The organism is Carboxylicivirga caseinilyticus (genome assembly GCF_050589785.1).
Lineage (GTDB): Bacteria > Bacteroidota > Bacteroidia > Bacteroidales > Marinilabiliaceae > Carboxylicivirga > Carboxylicivirga caseinilyticus.
The window spans coordinates 36,417-51,083 of record NZ_JBNGOX010000045.1 but is presented as its reverse complement, the minus strand read 5'-3'; the positions used below and the strand labels follow the sequence as shown (position 1 = coordinate 51,083).

The 14,667-nt window shown below is 34.9% G+C and carries 13 protein-coding genes; 4 read left to right on the top strand and 9 right to left on the bottom strand.

All coding sequences use genetic code 11. The features are described 5' to 3' along the window. From ACRD62_RS18715 to hemG, 5 genes are all read right to left on the bottom strand, one after another. A partial coding sequence (locus tag ACRD62_RS18715; protein WP_430821638.1) for a sensor histidine kinase occupies positions 1 to 1,211 on the bottom strand: 1,211 nt, incomplete at its 3' end. Position 1,212: 1 nt separating this feature from the next. Next, a complete protein-coding gene (locus ACRD62_RS18710) occupies positions 1,213 to 1,584 on the bottom strand; it encodes a hypothetical protein (RefSeq protein WP_430821637.1) in 372 nt (123 codons plus the stop codon). Between the two features lie 7 nt (positions 1,585 to 1,591). Then, the gene (locus ACRD62_RS18705) at positions 1,592 to 2,269 is read right to left on the bottom strand and encodes a response regulator transcription factor (protein WP_430821636.1); all 678 of its coding nucleotides are present in this window, start codon (positions 2,267 to 2,269) and stop codon (positions 1,592 to 1,594) included. A 33-nt stretch (positions 2,270 to 2,302) separates the two neighbouring features. Then, complete coding sequence (locus ACRD62_RS18700; RefSeq protein ID WP_430821635.1) at positions 2,303 to 2,749, bottom strand: hypothetical protein; 447 nt, start codon at positions 2,747 to 2,749, stop codon at positions 2,303 to 2,305. Then, positions 2,746 to 4,119, bottom strand: coding sequence for a protoporphyrinogen oxidase (gene hemG, locus ACRD62_RS18695; protein ID WP_430821634.1), 1,374 nt, complete (start codon positions 4,117 to 4,119; stop codon positions 2,746 to 2,748). Before hemG ends, ACRD62_RS18700 begins: the two co-directional genes overlap by 4 nt. Positions 4,120 to 4,549: 430 nt before the next feature. Between hemG and ACRD62_RS18690 the strand changes: the two genes are divergently transcribed. From ACRD62_RS18690 to ACRD62_RS18680, 3 genes are all read left to right on the top strand, one after another. Further along, a complete protein-coding gene (locus ACRD62_RS18690; RefSeq protein ID WP_430821633.1) occupies positions 4,550 to 5,728 on the top strand; it encodes an IS4 family transposase in 1,179 nt (392 codons plus the stop codon). Between the two features lie 121 nt (positions 5,729 to 5,849). Continuing rightward, positions 5,850 to 6,353, top strand: a complete 504-nt coding sequence (locus ACRD62_RS18685) for a hypothetical protein (protein WP_430821632.1) — start codon at positions 5,850 to 5,852, stop codon at positions 6,351 to 6,353. A 259-nt stretch (positions 6,354 to 6,612) separates the two neighbouring features. Continuing rightward, positions 6,613 to 8,205 carry an endonuclease/exonuclease/phosphatase family protein gene (locus tag ACRD62_RS18680; RefSeq protein WP_430821631.1) on the top strand — a complete coding sequence of 531 codons (1,593 nt, stop codon included), beginning with the start codon at positions 6,613 to 6,615 and terminating at the stop codon, positions 8,203 to 8,205. A 2-nt stretch (positions 8,206 to 8,207) separates the two neighbouring features. On the opposite strand, the gene ACRD62_RS18675 is transcribed toward ACRD62_RS18680, so the two are convergent. From ACRD62_RS18675 to ACRD62_RS18660, 4 genes are read right to left on the bottom strand one after another with little or no spacing between them, the layout of a single operon-like run. Next, positions 8,208 to 9,005, bottom strand: a complete 798-nt coding sequence (locus ACRD62_RS18675; protein WP_430821630.1) for a DUF2797 domain-containing protein — start codon at positions 9,003 to 9,005, stop codon at positions 8,208 to 8,210. After that, complete coding sequence (locus ACRD62_RS18670) at positions 8,998 to 10,266, bottom strand: peptidase U32 family protein (protein WP_430821628.1); 1,269 nt, start codon at positions 10,264 to 10,266, stop codon at positions 8,998 to 9,000. Before ACRD62_RS18670 ends, ACRD62_RS18675 begins: the two co-directional genes overlap by 8 nt. Before the next feature lie 7 nt (positions 10,267 to 10,273). Beyond that, positions 10,274 to 12,106, bottom strand: a complete 1,833-nt coding sequence (locus ACRD62_RS18665; RefSeq protein ID WP_430821627.1) for an LTA synthase family protein — start codon at positions 12,104 to 12,106, stop codon at positions 10,274 to 10,276. Between the two features lie 39 nt (positions 12,107 to 12,145). Continuing rightward, positions 12,146 to 13,246 (bottom strand): glycosyltransferase, encoded by a 1,101-nt coding sequence (locus tag ACRD62_RS18660; RefSeq protein WP_430821626.1) that lies wholly within the window; start codon positions 13,244 to 13,246, stop codon positions 12,146 to 12,148. A gap of 286 nt (positions 13,247 to 13,532) precedes the next feature. Between ACRD62_RS18660 and ACRD62_RS18655 the strand changes: the two genes are divergently transcribed. Beyond that, the gene (locus ACRD62_RS18655) at positions 13,533 to 14,657 is read left to right on the top strand and encodes a glycosyltransferase family 4 protein (RefSeq protein ID WP_430821625.1); all 1,125 of its coding nucleotides are present in this window, start codon (positions 13,533 to 13,535) and stop codon (positions 14,655 to 14,657) included. Positions 14,658 to 14,667 lie beyond the last annotated feature (10 nt).

The window sequence follows — 14,667 nt, the reverse complement described above, 5'->3', positions numbered from 1 at the left end:
CAGTCATATTGAATATCTATTCCAGATATCTCACAGATACGTTTCACAATGGATAATCCGATTCCTAATGATTTAGGATGATTCCCGGCTTTTTTAAATCGCTCAAAGAGTTCTTCTGTTTTAATATTCAGAGGGTCGCCACTATTGGCAATAAATAGTGAATGTTCTGAACAATCAACTTTTATATAACCGTTTTCTTTATTGTGTCGGATAGCATTTTTCACCAGGTTTTGAATCAATGTTTGTGCCAGGGTACGATTCATCCTGTATCTGCAAGTTCCTGATGAGATAAAATCAACTTTGATTTGTTTATCTTCTATCATAGGTTCAAAAAGTTCAATTTGTTCACGAACCATTTCCACAAAATTAATTTCTTCCTCATCGCTAAACATGCGGTTATCGAGTTTAGCCAGATAAATTAGAGCTTGGTTGGTTTTAGATAAACGGCTGACAGTTTCCATTAGTGCTGCCAGCGTTTTAAATTCTTTCTCAGTCAGATTGGGCGATTGCAGCAGCTCATCAACTTTAGATACAATAATTGCCAGCGGTGTTTGTAATTCATGCGATGTGTTTTCGGTGTACTGTTTCAGACGTTCGAAATCATCCTTAATCTTTTTGCCCATCGCATTAAATACCACATTTAGCTGTTCAAATTCGTCAATGTCTGAGGTCATCAACTCCAACGTATTATCTTTATTAACATCAAAGGTTCGGAGTTTTTTTATGGTGTCGTAAAACACACTTAATGAATGCTTAGTTGAAGCCCTGTTGACCAGATAAAGAATAACAAAAAAGATAATAGGAAAAACAGCCAGCATCAATGTGAATTTCATTACCAACAAATCTGATGGTGCAGTAGACCGAAATATAGCATATTGAATAACACCCTGATCGATTTGCTTTTCAAATGTTAGTTTCCTGTAAAAATCGTAATTACCTGTTTGTCTATTTATGATAACGGTATCATTGAAGATTTCATTTTCGTTCAGAAGCTTATTTTGTAATGTATCAACGTGAATATCAGCATAGGTTAATCTTAATGTGGTAAAATCATCCTCCTGTTCGATCAAACGTTTAGCTGCCAGTAACTCATTGTTTAAAAATTTATTAACTGCATAACGTATGAAATAATATCCTCCTAAACTACCCAACAGGAAGAAAAAAATACTGGCTGAGATAAAATTTAAACCCGTTTTAGTTAGCAGTTTCATTTTAAGTAGTTTTATCTTTTGATTGAAGTTCCTTTAATTCCTTTAATTCTTTCTTCATTTCTTCAATTCCATTAAGAATATCTCTCATGACCGGATTTGATTGTGTTGAGTTACGCAACTCTTCTTCACGCAATCCAAGTATCGTGTCGATTCTACCAATGATGAGAGATAAGATAATAAAGAGAACAAAAAGAACGGGAATTGACAAAAAGATATTATCGAATATTAATTCCTGCAGTTTTTTATTTTTAAACGACTCAAGAAAGACAAATCCGATCATAAAAAACTGGATGTAACCGATATACATTCTTGCCCGGTCAATATATATTTTCCACCTTATAAGAGTTTTTTTATTTGCTTTAGGACGTTTCATAATCATATTATTCAGTATCTGTAAATTTATAACCTACTCCGTACACATTGCGGATATAATCACCGCAACCTGCTTTTAACAACTTTTTGCGCAGGTTTTTGATATGGGTATAAATAAAATCGTCGGTAAAGCCATAATCCATAAAATCTTTTGACATATGTTCTCCAATACCGGTTTTGGTCAGTACCCTGTTTTTGTTGGCAATGAAATAAACTAATAGGTCAAACTCTTTTTTAGTCAGATCAACGGGTTTATTGTGCACAGTTACCAAAATCTCACCCGGAATAACTTTTAATTCATTAAATTCAATATGATCGTCACCTTTAAAGTGAACCCTTCGAACCACTGATTTCAAACGGGCATTTAACTCAGCCATTTGAAATGGTTTGGTAAGATAATCATCAGCACCCAGTTCGAGACCTTCAATTTTATTATCCAGACTATCTCTTGCCGAAACAATGATAATACCGGTTTTCATTCCTTTATTTTTAACTTTTCGTACGACTTCCAAACCATTTCCATCAGGGAGATTCAAATCGAGCACGATGATATCGAACACAGTATCAACAATGTGAAGGGCGTCATCTAATCGGCTTACTTGTTCGCAAAGATGACCTCCTGACTCAAGAAAAGTTTTTATACTATTGGCTAATTCCGGTTCGTCTTCAACAATCAGAATCTTCATAAAAGGCTCATTTTATTTTTGCATCATATAATCTTACACTGCATGCCTAATAACATTCATTGCCATAGAAACCATTATCATAGCACATGCAACACCAAAATACAAAAGATTTTTTTTATAAATAATTACAGACTGCTTGCTTTGTCGGGCAAAAATCCAGCCAATATGGCTGACAACAAGCGTAAAAACCATTAGAATAAAATGCTCAACTGCCCAAAATCGACTTCTTAATTCTGTTCGTTTTAATAAGTCTATCTCACCATGCGTGTAATCAACCATATAAAATACGAACAATGCTGTTCCCAATGCTAGTTGAATGTATAATAAAACGGTTACCCAAAGAGGTAATCGAACATCCAATCCTGTAACATCGGCTTTTTTAGTTAACCCTACAATAGCTCTGAACACAATTACTAAAGTGACCAGACAGGCTAAGATGCTTGTTATAATATGAAAAATCAGTATTCCGTTTCGTATCATTGGCTAATTAATTGTGCAAGTTGAGTGGCTTGTCTGATGCGATCAGCCATTCCTATACCATCTCTTAAATTACCTGCAATAAAAAGTCCTTTGTATTGATTCTGCACTTTATCAATGGCTTTAAATCGTTGGTCGGAATTCACAGCATATTGTGGAATAGCATGTGAATAACGCATAATATCAACCATCGATGGATTAAAAGTATCTAGTTTCATTACATCTTTGGTTTCTTTTTCCAACACTTCCATCAGTATTTTATCATCTAAATCGCATAATTTCTCATTTCGTATACCACCCATAAAAATCGAAAGCAATGCGCCACCTTCAGGCGCACGATTTTTAAACAGAGAAGACATAAATAAAACACCTAACAGATCTCTTTTCTCCTTATGCGGGATTAATCCTCCAAATCCATCTAAAGGACGACCTTCCCAGTTATCAAAACCTAAGGCAATTTCAACTACCCTTGCATATTTCAGATTGGTCAGATTTGCCAGTTCTTCCTGCTCCAGAAAAGAAAATGTTTCTTTCAACCCAACAGAACCAAAAGTACTTACTACTTTATCTGCTGTATAAACTACTTTTTCTTCGCTCCTGATAAAGGATACCTCGAACTTTCCATCCTTTAAAGGATGTACTTTGATTTCATCGGCGCTGAACTGAAAATTCTCTTTGCCGGCACTTCTTAATAAGGCATCTGTTAATTGACTCAATCCACCCTCAATTGAAAATACTGCCCGGTCAACTCGTTTCTCTATTTCGGTCTTTGGTTCTTTGTGTTTTTTGATGGTGCCTTTTATAAAACTTCCATAGTTCTGTTCAAGATTATAAAGTTTAGGCATGGCATGACGGGTAATAAGCATGGATGGATCACCTGCATATATTCCCAGAATAAACGGATCAACAGCATAATCCAGAAAACTTTTTCCCATTCTACGCTTAACCATTTCTGCTAAGGTCTCATCCGTATCTGAACCTGGTTTTCTAAAGGGTTCGCCTAATATTCTGAATTTATCCTTTAATGAAAACAGAGGAGTTGTTACAGCTGGTATTAATCCCTGGGGTAAAGCATGCCATTCTCCATTTTTTAGAACATACCTTGTTTTAACAAGATCATTTCCTTTTTCTAATTTAATAGCATCACCTAAGTCATCAAATAATGAAACAACTTCGGGGTGGGAGATAACACCAGAGTTGGGACCTGATTCATAAACAAATCCATTTTTTTTCCTGGTTTGAATAACTCCACCGTGACGATCATTCTTCTCAATAACCCGAAAATCGATATTCTTCTTATTTAAATGATGAGCAAGAGTCAGGCCTGTTACACCTGCTCCTATTATGATTACTGAATAATGTTGATTACTCATTAACAATGCGTTTAACTTATCAATCTATAACTATACCAGAAAACAATAACTTCTTTTCTTTTCAGAGCTAAATAGGTATTGAAAGCTGTTATATCTGTTTTCTAATAAGCGATAACAAATATTTCAGCAATATGAACAGCAATATAATCAGAATGGTTGAATTACGATCGAACTCTTTTATTTTATCGATACTTCAACATTGAATTATTGAGACATTCTGACTCATGGTTATTATAGTACAAATGCGAATTTTTATGCTGTTGAGTGATGTGGTAATGTGGTGTAAGTGTTTTATTGGTTTGAATTGTCATAATTATAGAAGCGATTTATTTTACACCAATCGCGTCCTAAACGATAAAAGAAAGTGAGAAGAAGTTTAAGTATCTCAAACTATATTTGAGTTGCTACAACAAAAACAAACTTCTCACATATGGTAAAGGTAAATTTATTCTCGCAGATTATTTCAAAATTAGATAGAGGTTCATTCAAATCATTGGTTGAAGAACGCCAAACAGATAAACATCAAAAGGGCTATAACAGTTGGACACACCTTGTTTCGATGTTGTTTTGCCAATTTGCAAAGAGTCAATCCGTGCGAGATATCAGTAATGGTTTACGATCGGCAACCGGCAATTTAAACCACTTAGGAATACAAAAAGCACCTTCAAAATCAACCATCAGTTATCAAAACAAACATCGTGATTGGCAATTATTCAGAGACTACTATTACAAGTTATTATCCCAATTAGGACAGCAGATGAATATTAAGCAATCTAAATTTAGGATCAAATCAAAAATATTCCTGTTAGATTCTTCAACCATCAGCCTTTGTTTAAGTTTGTTTGATTGGGCAAAGTATAAAACAGCAAAAGGGGCAGTAAAAATGCACACACTACTTGATTATGATGGAAACCTGCCTGCTTATGTAAATATTACCGATGGGAAAACGGCCGATAATAAAGGGGCTTACGATGTACCATTGTTGGCCAATAGCGTAATTGTAGCCGACAGATATTACAATGATTTCTCCCTTTTAAATGTTTGGGACAGCAACTCGGTATATTTTGTTGTCAGGCATAAAGAAAATCTGAAGTTTAAATCAGTCAAAGACCTAGAACTCCCCGATAACAGACATCAGCACATACTGAAAGATGAAATCATCGAGTTTACTGGCCCTAAGGCTAAACAAAACTATTCCAAAAGACTCCGAAGAGTGGCAATATGGAATGAAGAAAACCAACAAGTAATCGAACTGATCACTAATCAAATGTCTTGGACAGCAAACACAATCAGTGAACTATATCGTAGCCGATGGCAAATCGAAATATTTTTTAGGGAGATAAAACAGCTATTGCATATTAAAAGCTTTATCGGAACCAGTGAAAATGCAGTTATGATACAAATATGGTCGGCATTAATAACCATACTCGTCCTAAAATACCTGAAAGCTTTATCTCAGTTTGGATGGCGATTATCAAACCTGGTATCATTTATACGATTGAACCTTTTTGTAAAAATTGACCTTCAAAAATGGCTTGACAAACCATTTGATGAACCTCTTAAGAATATGAATTTGCCAACTCAAGGGGTTTTATTTGAAAATATGTGATTCTTGCAGCTCTATACCTTACTTATAAAGATATGAATTTAACAGGTGATATTAATTAGGACAGAATTGATTTTACACCTAACATTATTTCGCTTTACTAACTAAACTCAAACTTAAGATTATGAAAGCTCTACCCATTTTGCTATTGATAGCATTATTATTCTCGGCTTGTACCGAATCGATACTAAGTGATATTGAAATTGCTGACCCTTACCAGTTAAAAGTTAAGGTGAAAATTGAGCAGAATAATGAGAATGATAAAGAAATACAGGTGTTTATCAGGGATACTAAAAATCATCCTGTTGATCTGTTAACAGGTAAGGTAATTGTAAATGATCACTATGTTAGCTATAGCAGAGCAATGGTAAATTCTGCAGGTGCAAGAGGATACATTTACAGACCACATAATGATGAACAAGTCTTTGATATAACCATCTACTGGAATTCAGTTGATTATCATCGTTTCTTATTGAGTCCTGCTAATGGTTGGCCCGGTTTTTATTGTAATCATAGCCACTGGGATGATGAAGATGTTGATTTTGAAAGTGATAATTATTCTCTTAGGCCAGCGCCCTTTTATGATAATGAAATTGATATAGCCTATACCATTATGAATGGTTGGTGAAAAATATTTTCAATGACCACTTTTTTCAAAAGAAAGCCTGATCAACTCAATTTGGTCGGGCTTTTTTAACAAATAGGATAAATAAAACATCTAAATACTTGATATCATCAACTATTTATTAAAGTACATGTAATAAATAGTGACAAATCTGGAAATAGCCTTTATTTTTAATTGTATTAAGGTATGCTGTCTTTTTTAGACTTCTGATTTTATGCCTTATGTAGATCCAACCCTTTTATTGCAGTGTAAAATTGTGTTCATGCGTATAAGATTAATATATACTTTTCTTTCTGTTTTAATACTCACTTCTTGCGGTGTAAATGATCGTACATTAAGTGTGATGAGCTTCAATGTTCGATACGATAACGATCAGGATGGTGTTAACAGTTGGGAAAATAGAAAAGATTTGGCGTTATCATTTATTGATAAAGAATCACCTGATGTTATCGGTTTTCAGGAAGTTTTGCCACGACAGCTGGATCATTTACAGGAACACCTGACTAATTATTCGAGTGTTGCAGCAGGAAGGGATGATGGTAAACTAGGAGGAGAGATGGTGCCCATCTTTTTCAATAAAGAAAAATTTGAACTTATTTCATCATCTCATTTTTGGTTATCCAATACGCCCGAAGAAGCCGGAAGTAAAAGCTGGGGAGCATATTTTCCAAGGGTTGTCACCTGGGTACAATTGAAGAACCTTGACAATGGTTATATTTTTTATGTATTCAATACACATTTCAGTCATGTAAGTGAATTTGCAAGAAATGAGAGTGCTGTTTTATTGTTGGATAAAATTCACATTCTGGCCGGTGAAGCTCCGGTAATTGTGACAGGTGATTTTAATGCATCGTTTGATGAGCAATGTTATAAGACATTAACCGGTAATTGGAAGGATCATACACCATTATGGGATTCTCGTTTTGAGAATCTTACAACCAATAATGATTTGTTGACTACTTTTAATGGTTTTAAGGATGATACATCAAAGGTAATCATCGATCACATTTTTGTTAATGGAATGTTTCTGGTTCAATCATTCAAAACGTTTCCAGTTAAGGAAAATGACACATTCATTTCAGATCATTACCCTATTAAAGCTATTCTTTCTTTCAGGTTGAATGAAAAGAAGAAAAGTGAGAAAGAAAAAGAATTAATTCCTGCATTGCCAGATCCATATTTCAACACAAACGAATTAGCTTTTGACAAGGAAATTGAAGTTCCAATATCAATCATGGGTAATTCAACAAAAATATTTTATACCATAGATGGTTCATCACCCGATACAACTTCCTTGCTTTACGAAGGACCCATCAAATTAAAGAGGTCAACTTCTATTTCTGCTTTTGCTTATTCGGATGGGAAAAAGCCATCAGGCATCATTTCAAAGACTTTTGTTCGAAAAGGAAATCTCGATGAAGAAATCATTGATTTCACTCCAGATGATCTTGCAAATCAACAAGGAGTAACTTTATTATCAGATTTGAAACATGGTAAAATGAACCTTGAAGAAGGATGGGTAAAATCAGATACCGGTAATGTTGAGATAACCTACAAGCTTGCAAAAAGAAAACAAATTAAAGAGCTCTATATTTCTTATCTCATAAGACCTGTAGATGCCATTTTAGGTCCCAAAGCAATTGAGGTGAGTATTTCAAACAATAACGAGACCTACGAATTATTTGGTAATGTAAATCTGGTGCCATCAACCGACACTAAAGAGAACCAGAATTGTCTGGCTCAGATTAGTGGGCAAAAAAATGGTAGATATCTTAAAATAAAATTTATTAATCCGGGACTAACTATCAAAAATATTCCTTCGTCAATGTATATTGATGAAATAATATTAAAATAGAATTACTCCTCAATTTGTACGAGGTATCCGCTATGACGACGAATATTGATTACTCTGTCATTATCAAATAGTAGATACTGACCTTTGATACCTTGCAATATGCCTTCGATGCTTAATTCTTTGTCAAATGTAACTGATTGTGGCTTTAGAGGATATTGCAAAACAGGGTAATTTATTTCAGTTGCCTTGCTGTTTTCAGCAGCATATTTTTGTAATTCCTTTGGAAGAAATTCAATTGCTTTTTTTTGCTCTTCAATCAGATCAATTTCTTCAGCTAACTGATTCTTAAGCATATTCCTCCAGTTTGTTTTATCTGAAAAGTACTGTTTAAGGAACGATTCGATCACACCCGCTATATGTCTGTTTGGAGTCTCAGCAATAATAACTGCTTTCCAGGCACCCTGGTCAATCCATCGGGTAGGGATTTGCGTATGTCTGGTAACTCCAACTTTAATGCCGGAAGCAACTGCCAGATAAACGTAATGTGGTATTAAGCAATGTTCTTCGGCCCATTGCTGATCGCGAGATTCCCCTAGGTGAGCTCTGCATTTTTCGGGATTCAGCACACATTCTTCTGCTTCAGGTGCTGTTTGAAAACAACTGTAACAGAATCCCTGACCAAATGATTTAGAAGTAATTTTTCCGCATGAAATGCAGTTGATCTGATTCTTGTATGTCAGCTTTACCGATTTACCTATCAGTTTATTTAGATCAACTTTTGAATCATTTAATACCAGTTGATACTGAACAGTATCATTTTCGATACTGGTGCGCATTTTTAGAAGATTACCTTCAATCATTTTCCTGATTATTTAAGGTGTCAGTAAGTTTATATAATTTATCCGATCGTCTGATTTTTATCTCAACAGGCATGCTGAAACGCTCTCCTTTGATTGTTTTTTCAACAGGTTTAAGGTCTACTCTGATTTCCGGTACTTTCATCTGAAGCACCCCGGTTGTTGGTCCTGTAATAAGTATTTCATCACCTACCTGCAGACTCTGTGTTTCCATTAAGAATTCTGCTACACCCAATTTTGGAAAGTAGTTTAATCCTTTGCCAATATACATCTTTTTCTTGGTGGCTCTTGAGCCATAATTATGACTCCATTCGCCTAATCGCTGCCCTAAATAATAACCATCCCAGAATCCACGATTGAAGACTTCGGATAATTTGGCATCCCATTCTTTTATCTTTTCTTCGCCATAGGTACCATCTATCACAGCTGAGATTGCCTCGCTGTAACACTGACAAACATTTTTAACATATTCAGCCGAACGGGCTCGTCCCTCGATTTTGAAGACTCTTACACCCGCATCAATCATCTTGTTTAGGAAGTGAATGGTCTTCAGATCTTTGGGAGACATTATGTAATCATTCTCAAGACTCATCTGCATTCCAGACTCTTTTTCGGTCACTTCATAACCTCTTCTGCAAGGTTGTAAACAACCTCCTCGGTTAGCCGAAGAATTCAACTGATGCAGACTAATGTAGCATTTACCAGATGTTGCCATGCATAAAGCACCATGTGCAAACATTTCAATCTGAATCAACTCACCTTTTGGGCCTCGTATATCTTCGTCAATAATTGTCTGATAAATTGATTTAACCTGGTCCATATTAAGCTCCCGGGCTAAAACCACTACATCGGCAAAGTGACTATAAAACTTTAAAGTTTCTACATTTGAGATATTTACCTGAGTTGAAATATGAACTTCAACTCCTTTTTGATGAGCATAGTTGATAGCTGCCTGGTCGGATGCAATAATGGCAGTAACTTCCATTTCTTTTGCAACATCAATAATCTCTCGCATTAATGCTAATTCTTCATTGAAGATGACAACATTAACTGTTAAGTATGTTTTAATGCCATTTTCTTTGGCTATGCGAACAATTTTTCGAAGATCTTCTGTACTGAAGTTATTTGATGATCTTGAGCGCATGTTTAGTTGCTCAATACCAAAATATACCGAATCTGCTCCCCCTTGTATAGCTGCCATTAATGATTCATATGAACCAACCGGTGCCATCACTTCAAAATCTTCCCTTTTCAATCCTTTCATTATCTTACTATCTTCTTTTATGATCGAGCGAAAGAACTTGTAAATATGCTTTCGCCTTTAAGCTGTCTATGTGATTATGAGCGTTTTCCATTTGAATAAAACGTCCCATTCTATTGTCATACACCTGGTATAAACTGTCTTCAACAAATCCCATTGCATCAGGATAATCGAAGAACGCATAACCTTCTACTCCCTTATCCAGCAAGTTCTTACTAAATGGAAATCCATCATCATTTATGCCACACTGATTTAACAATGTTCGGGCCATATCTGTTTGGCTTCCTACTTTGGTTATTGTAGTATCTTTAACGGCTAATGCTCCGCCAGTCCATAGCATTGGTATATGATACCGTTCTTTTACATCATCGGTAAATCTCTCAGGTCCGGGAGTGCTGTGATCAGCCATAAGAATAAACAAAGTATTATCCCATTGCCCGTTTTCTTTTACTTTATTGATGAAATTACCTAAACATTTATCAGTATAAGCTATTGAGTTGTGATATTTATCTTCAAACATTTGTTCCATTGGAACATCAAATGGTTCATGACTACTGAGTGTGAAATAGAAATAAAAGTAAGAGCCTTGAGCATTATTCATTTCTTCGGCAAGTCGGTCAAAAGTATATTCATCATGAACGCCCCATTTTTCGCCTTGATATTTTGATGGAAAATCAACCATTTGAATAACCCGTTTAAAACCTGCCTGATTCACAAAAGAGTTCATGTTCTTGAATCCCATGTCGCCACCATACATATACATGATGTCGTTGTAGCCGGCTTCATCAAATTTTTTGGGTAGAAAGGATAAGGTTTCTGTTTTATCAGGCATGCGTATGATTGAATAGGTTGGCATGACCTGATATCCTGCTAATGCGGCCACCAATCCTTTATCCGATCGGGAAGCGGCAGCATAAAAATTAGTAAATAAAACTCCTTCTTTGCATAAATTAGTAAAATTCGGAGTTACCGGATGTCCTCCTAATGGTTCAATAATATGACCGGCAAAACTTTCGAGCAGAATAACAACCACATTGGGTCTCTCAACGGATAGTAAATGAGAGTATTCACCTGATTCAGCTTTTAAATCACTAAAAATTTGCTCAGCTTCATTATCATCCATAAAATGATAATGTTTTTTGGTAGCATCCAGTCTCTTGTATGAATACATCAGATTCCAGATTGGGTTTAAAGCTGCCATATTAGCAAAACGTTGTGATGAAAAGTAAGCAGCCCCTGTATTTAAGGGTGCAACACCCACCCCACCACGTATGGGTATAATTAGTAATCCTGCCAAAAGAATTAAAGTAGGAAGTTGAATGAAGAACATTGTCCAACTCATTTTCTCCTTTATAATTTTTAGAGGCTTTACAAGCTTTCCAAAACCATAAATGATAAAGGCATTTATTAATATAAATGCAACAAAGAAGCCAATGGATTGATGCCATTCTAGAGACCAAAGCACAACCTTGGGATCGTTAAGGAAACTCATTGCTTCTGCATCCAGATGTCTTCCCCAGAAAGAGAATAGGTACGTGTCGGATAATAGTAGGCCTGAAAAAATAATGATAAGAATATAGCTAAAGTATGTGATAAATCGATAGCTGTATTTGCGCGTAAGAACCAAAGAAATCAATTGTGCAAAAACTACCATCATCATCATGTATCCTATGATGGAAAGATCCATCCTTCCACCATAAAAAAATGACTTTATTAAATTGGTGGTTTGTGTATCTTTAATGAAATCAGCGTTAAAGGATATAAATATCAATCGGTGAAGAATAAAAAAAAGTAACCAGAATATAATGGTTCTTCCCCAGAAGATATAAAATCGTTTTACCATAAATACATACAATTTTATCAGTTATAGAAATAAAGAAACTTACTTCTTTTTTGCAAGTTCAAATAGAAGAAATGACTCTATTTCATCAACCATTTTATCAATTGTGAAGTTTTCAGCAACATGTTTTTTTGCATTCAAACCCATTTCCTGATAATTTTTATCATCAATCATTGAAAGAATGCTTTTAACCAGTTCATCCTTGTTGGCAGGCGGAATAATTAAACCATGCTTTTTATCTTCCATTAATTCAGTCACACCGTTTACATTTGTACTTATCACAGGTATTCCAACAGACATGGCTTCCATAAGTGAATTTGGCATCCCCTCATATAAAGAAGGTAGAACAAACAAATCAGCACCTTTTAATAATGGGATAACATTTTCTTGAAAACCAATTAAGAAGACGTTGGATGATAAACCATTTTTTGAGATCTGTTCTTTTAATTCTCTTTTTCGTTTGCCTTTACCGGCAATAAAAAAATAGGTGTCAGGCTTTAGTTTGATGACTTCTTTAGCGGCATCAATCAGGTATTTAAATCCTTTTTGCGTTGATAATCTTCCTGTGGATAAAACTTTATAAGAGTTTTCATTGACCTTTATGAATTTGCCATAATCAAATGGTTTTAATTCATCATTATGATTTTCAACACCGTTATGTATTACTTTTACAAAACCATCAGCCCACCAGCCATAACTGTCATATTCCTTTTTAATGGTATCTGTATTGGTAATAATGCCATCGCAGAAAGGTAAAAAGCTATACTTATACTTTTTAGAATTATTGAGTAGCTGGACTCCTTGTCGACTGTATACAAGGCAGTTTGATTTAAGTAGTTTTTTTACTAAAAAACCTGCAATTCTAACATCACGATTCTGGCATCCTATTATCGCATCAAAAGGCTTTTCTTTATAATACTTTTTCAGTTTTAATAAGCCAAGAAGACTGAAATCGGAATAAATGCTAATGGGTAATACAGGCAATTCATCGGCTTTTGCATGTCGCTCTAACAAAGAGTTTTGGGAGCAACCAATATATACTTCATGACCCCTGGAAATTAATTTCTTAGCAGTCATAAGCATCCATTTCTCTCCTCCACCCCATTTAGTTCGACCTATGGAATTTAGTAGTAAAAGCCTCATTCAAAGTGTTTTTCTTTCTTCTCTTTCTATTTGTTATACCTTAAGATTGGTATATTAGAAGGAGTTGATTTAAATAAGCTGCAAAATAAAGGTATTAATATGAATAATAAGACAGCTTAGCTGATTTTTCGTAAATGAAATAGTAAATAGTTTAAATTACATTTAAATTCAGGTGTTTTGTTTTACCTTTCATAATAATGATAAGTCATTATCATTTTCTTACCTTTGTCAAGGTATAGCAAACAGAGTATATACGTTAAACAGTTATAATCTTTGCCATTACTCTATGAGAATTGGATTCGATGCCAAAAGAGCATTTTTTAATAGAAGCGGACTAGGAAATTATAGTCGATGGTGCATTGATGCCTTGACCAAATTTCATCCAGAACAGGAATATTTTCTTTATAAACTTAAAGAAGATAAAGGAATTGAGTTTGAGTCTATCAAGCATGCACAGACGGTTATGCCCGATTCATTTCTACACAAAACTTTTCGAAATTACTGGAGGACAAAAGGGGTAACGAAAGAGATTAAAAAGAATAATCTGGATATTTATCATGGATTGAGCCATGAGTTACCCATTGGAATTGGCAAAACAAATACCAAATCAGTGGTAACAATGCATGATGCTATCTTCATGCGTTTCCCTCATTTGTATGATGCAAGTTATCGTTCTATTTTTAAAAGAAAATACAAGCATGCACTAAAGATTGCTGATGGTATTATAGCCATTAGTAAGCAGTCGAAAGATGATATTGTTGAGTTCTTTGGAACTGACCCTGATCGAATCAAGATTATTTATCAGGGTTGTAATCCAATATTTTATGATAGTGCATCGATCGAAGAGATCGATAAGATTAAAAGGAAGTATCATCTTCCTGATGAATTTATTTTGTATGTTGGAACAATTGAGCCACGCAAAAATTTACTTGGAATTTTTGAAGCTTTGGTGAAGTCAAATATAGATTTGCCTGTGGTGGCTGTTGGCAGACCAACACAATACCTGTCTAAAATCAAGAAATTCGTTACAGACAATAATATTGAAGATAAAGCCATTTTTCTCCACAACGTTGAAACACCTGAGTTACCTGCAATATATCAAATGGCAAAATTGTTTGTTTATCCTTCTTTGTTTGAGGGGTTTGGTATACCCATCTTAGAAGCTTTAAACTCAGGAACGCCTGTTATCACAACAAAAGGAAGTTGTTTTCCTGAGGTTGGTGGTGACGCTGCCCGTTATTCTGAGTATGGCAATACTGAAGAACTTGGCGATTTAATGAAATCAATTTTGAATGATTCAAATCTTCAGAAGGCAATGATTGAAGAAGGTAAAAAACAGGCTCTGAATTTTAGGGAAGAAGAGGTTGCTCAAAATCTTATTTCTTATTATAAGGAAGTATTATCTCAATAATTCAGGTTAA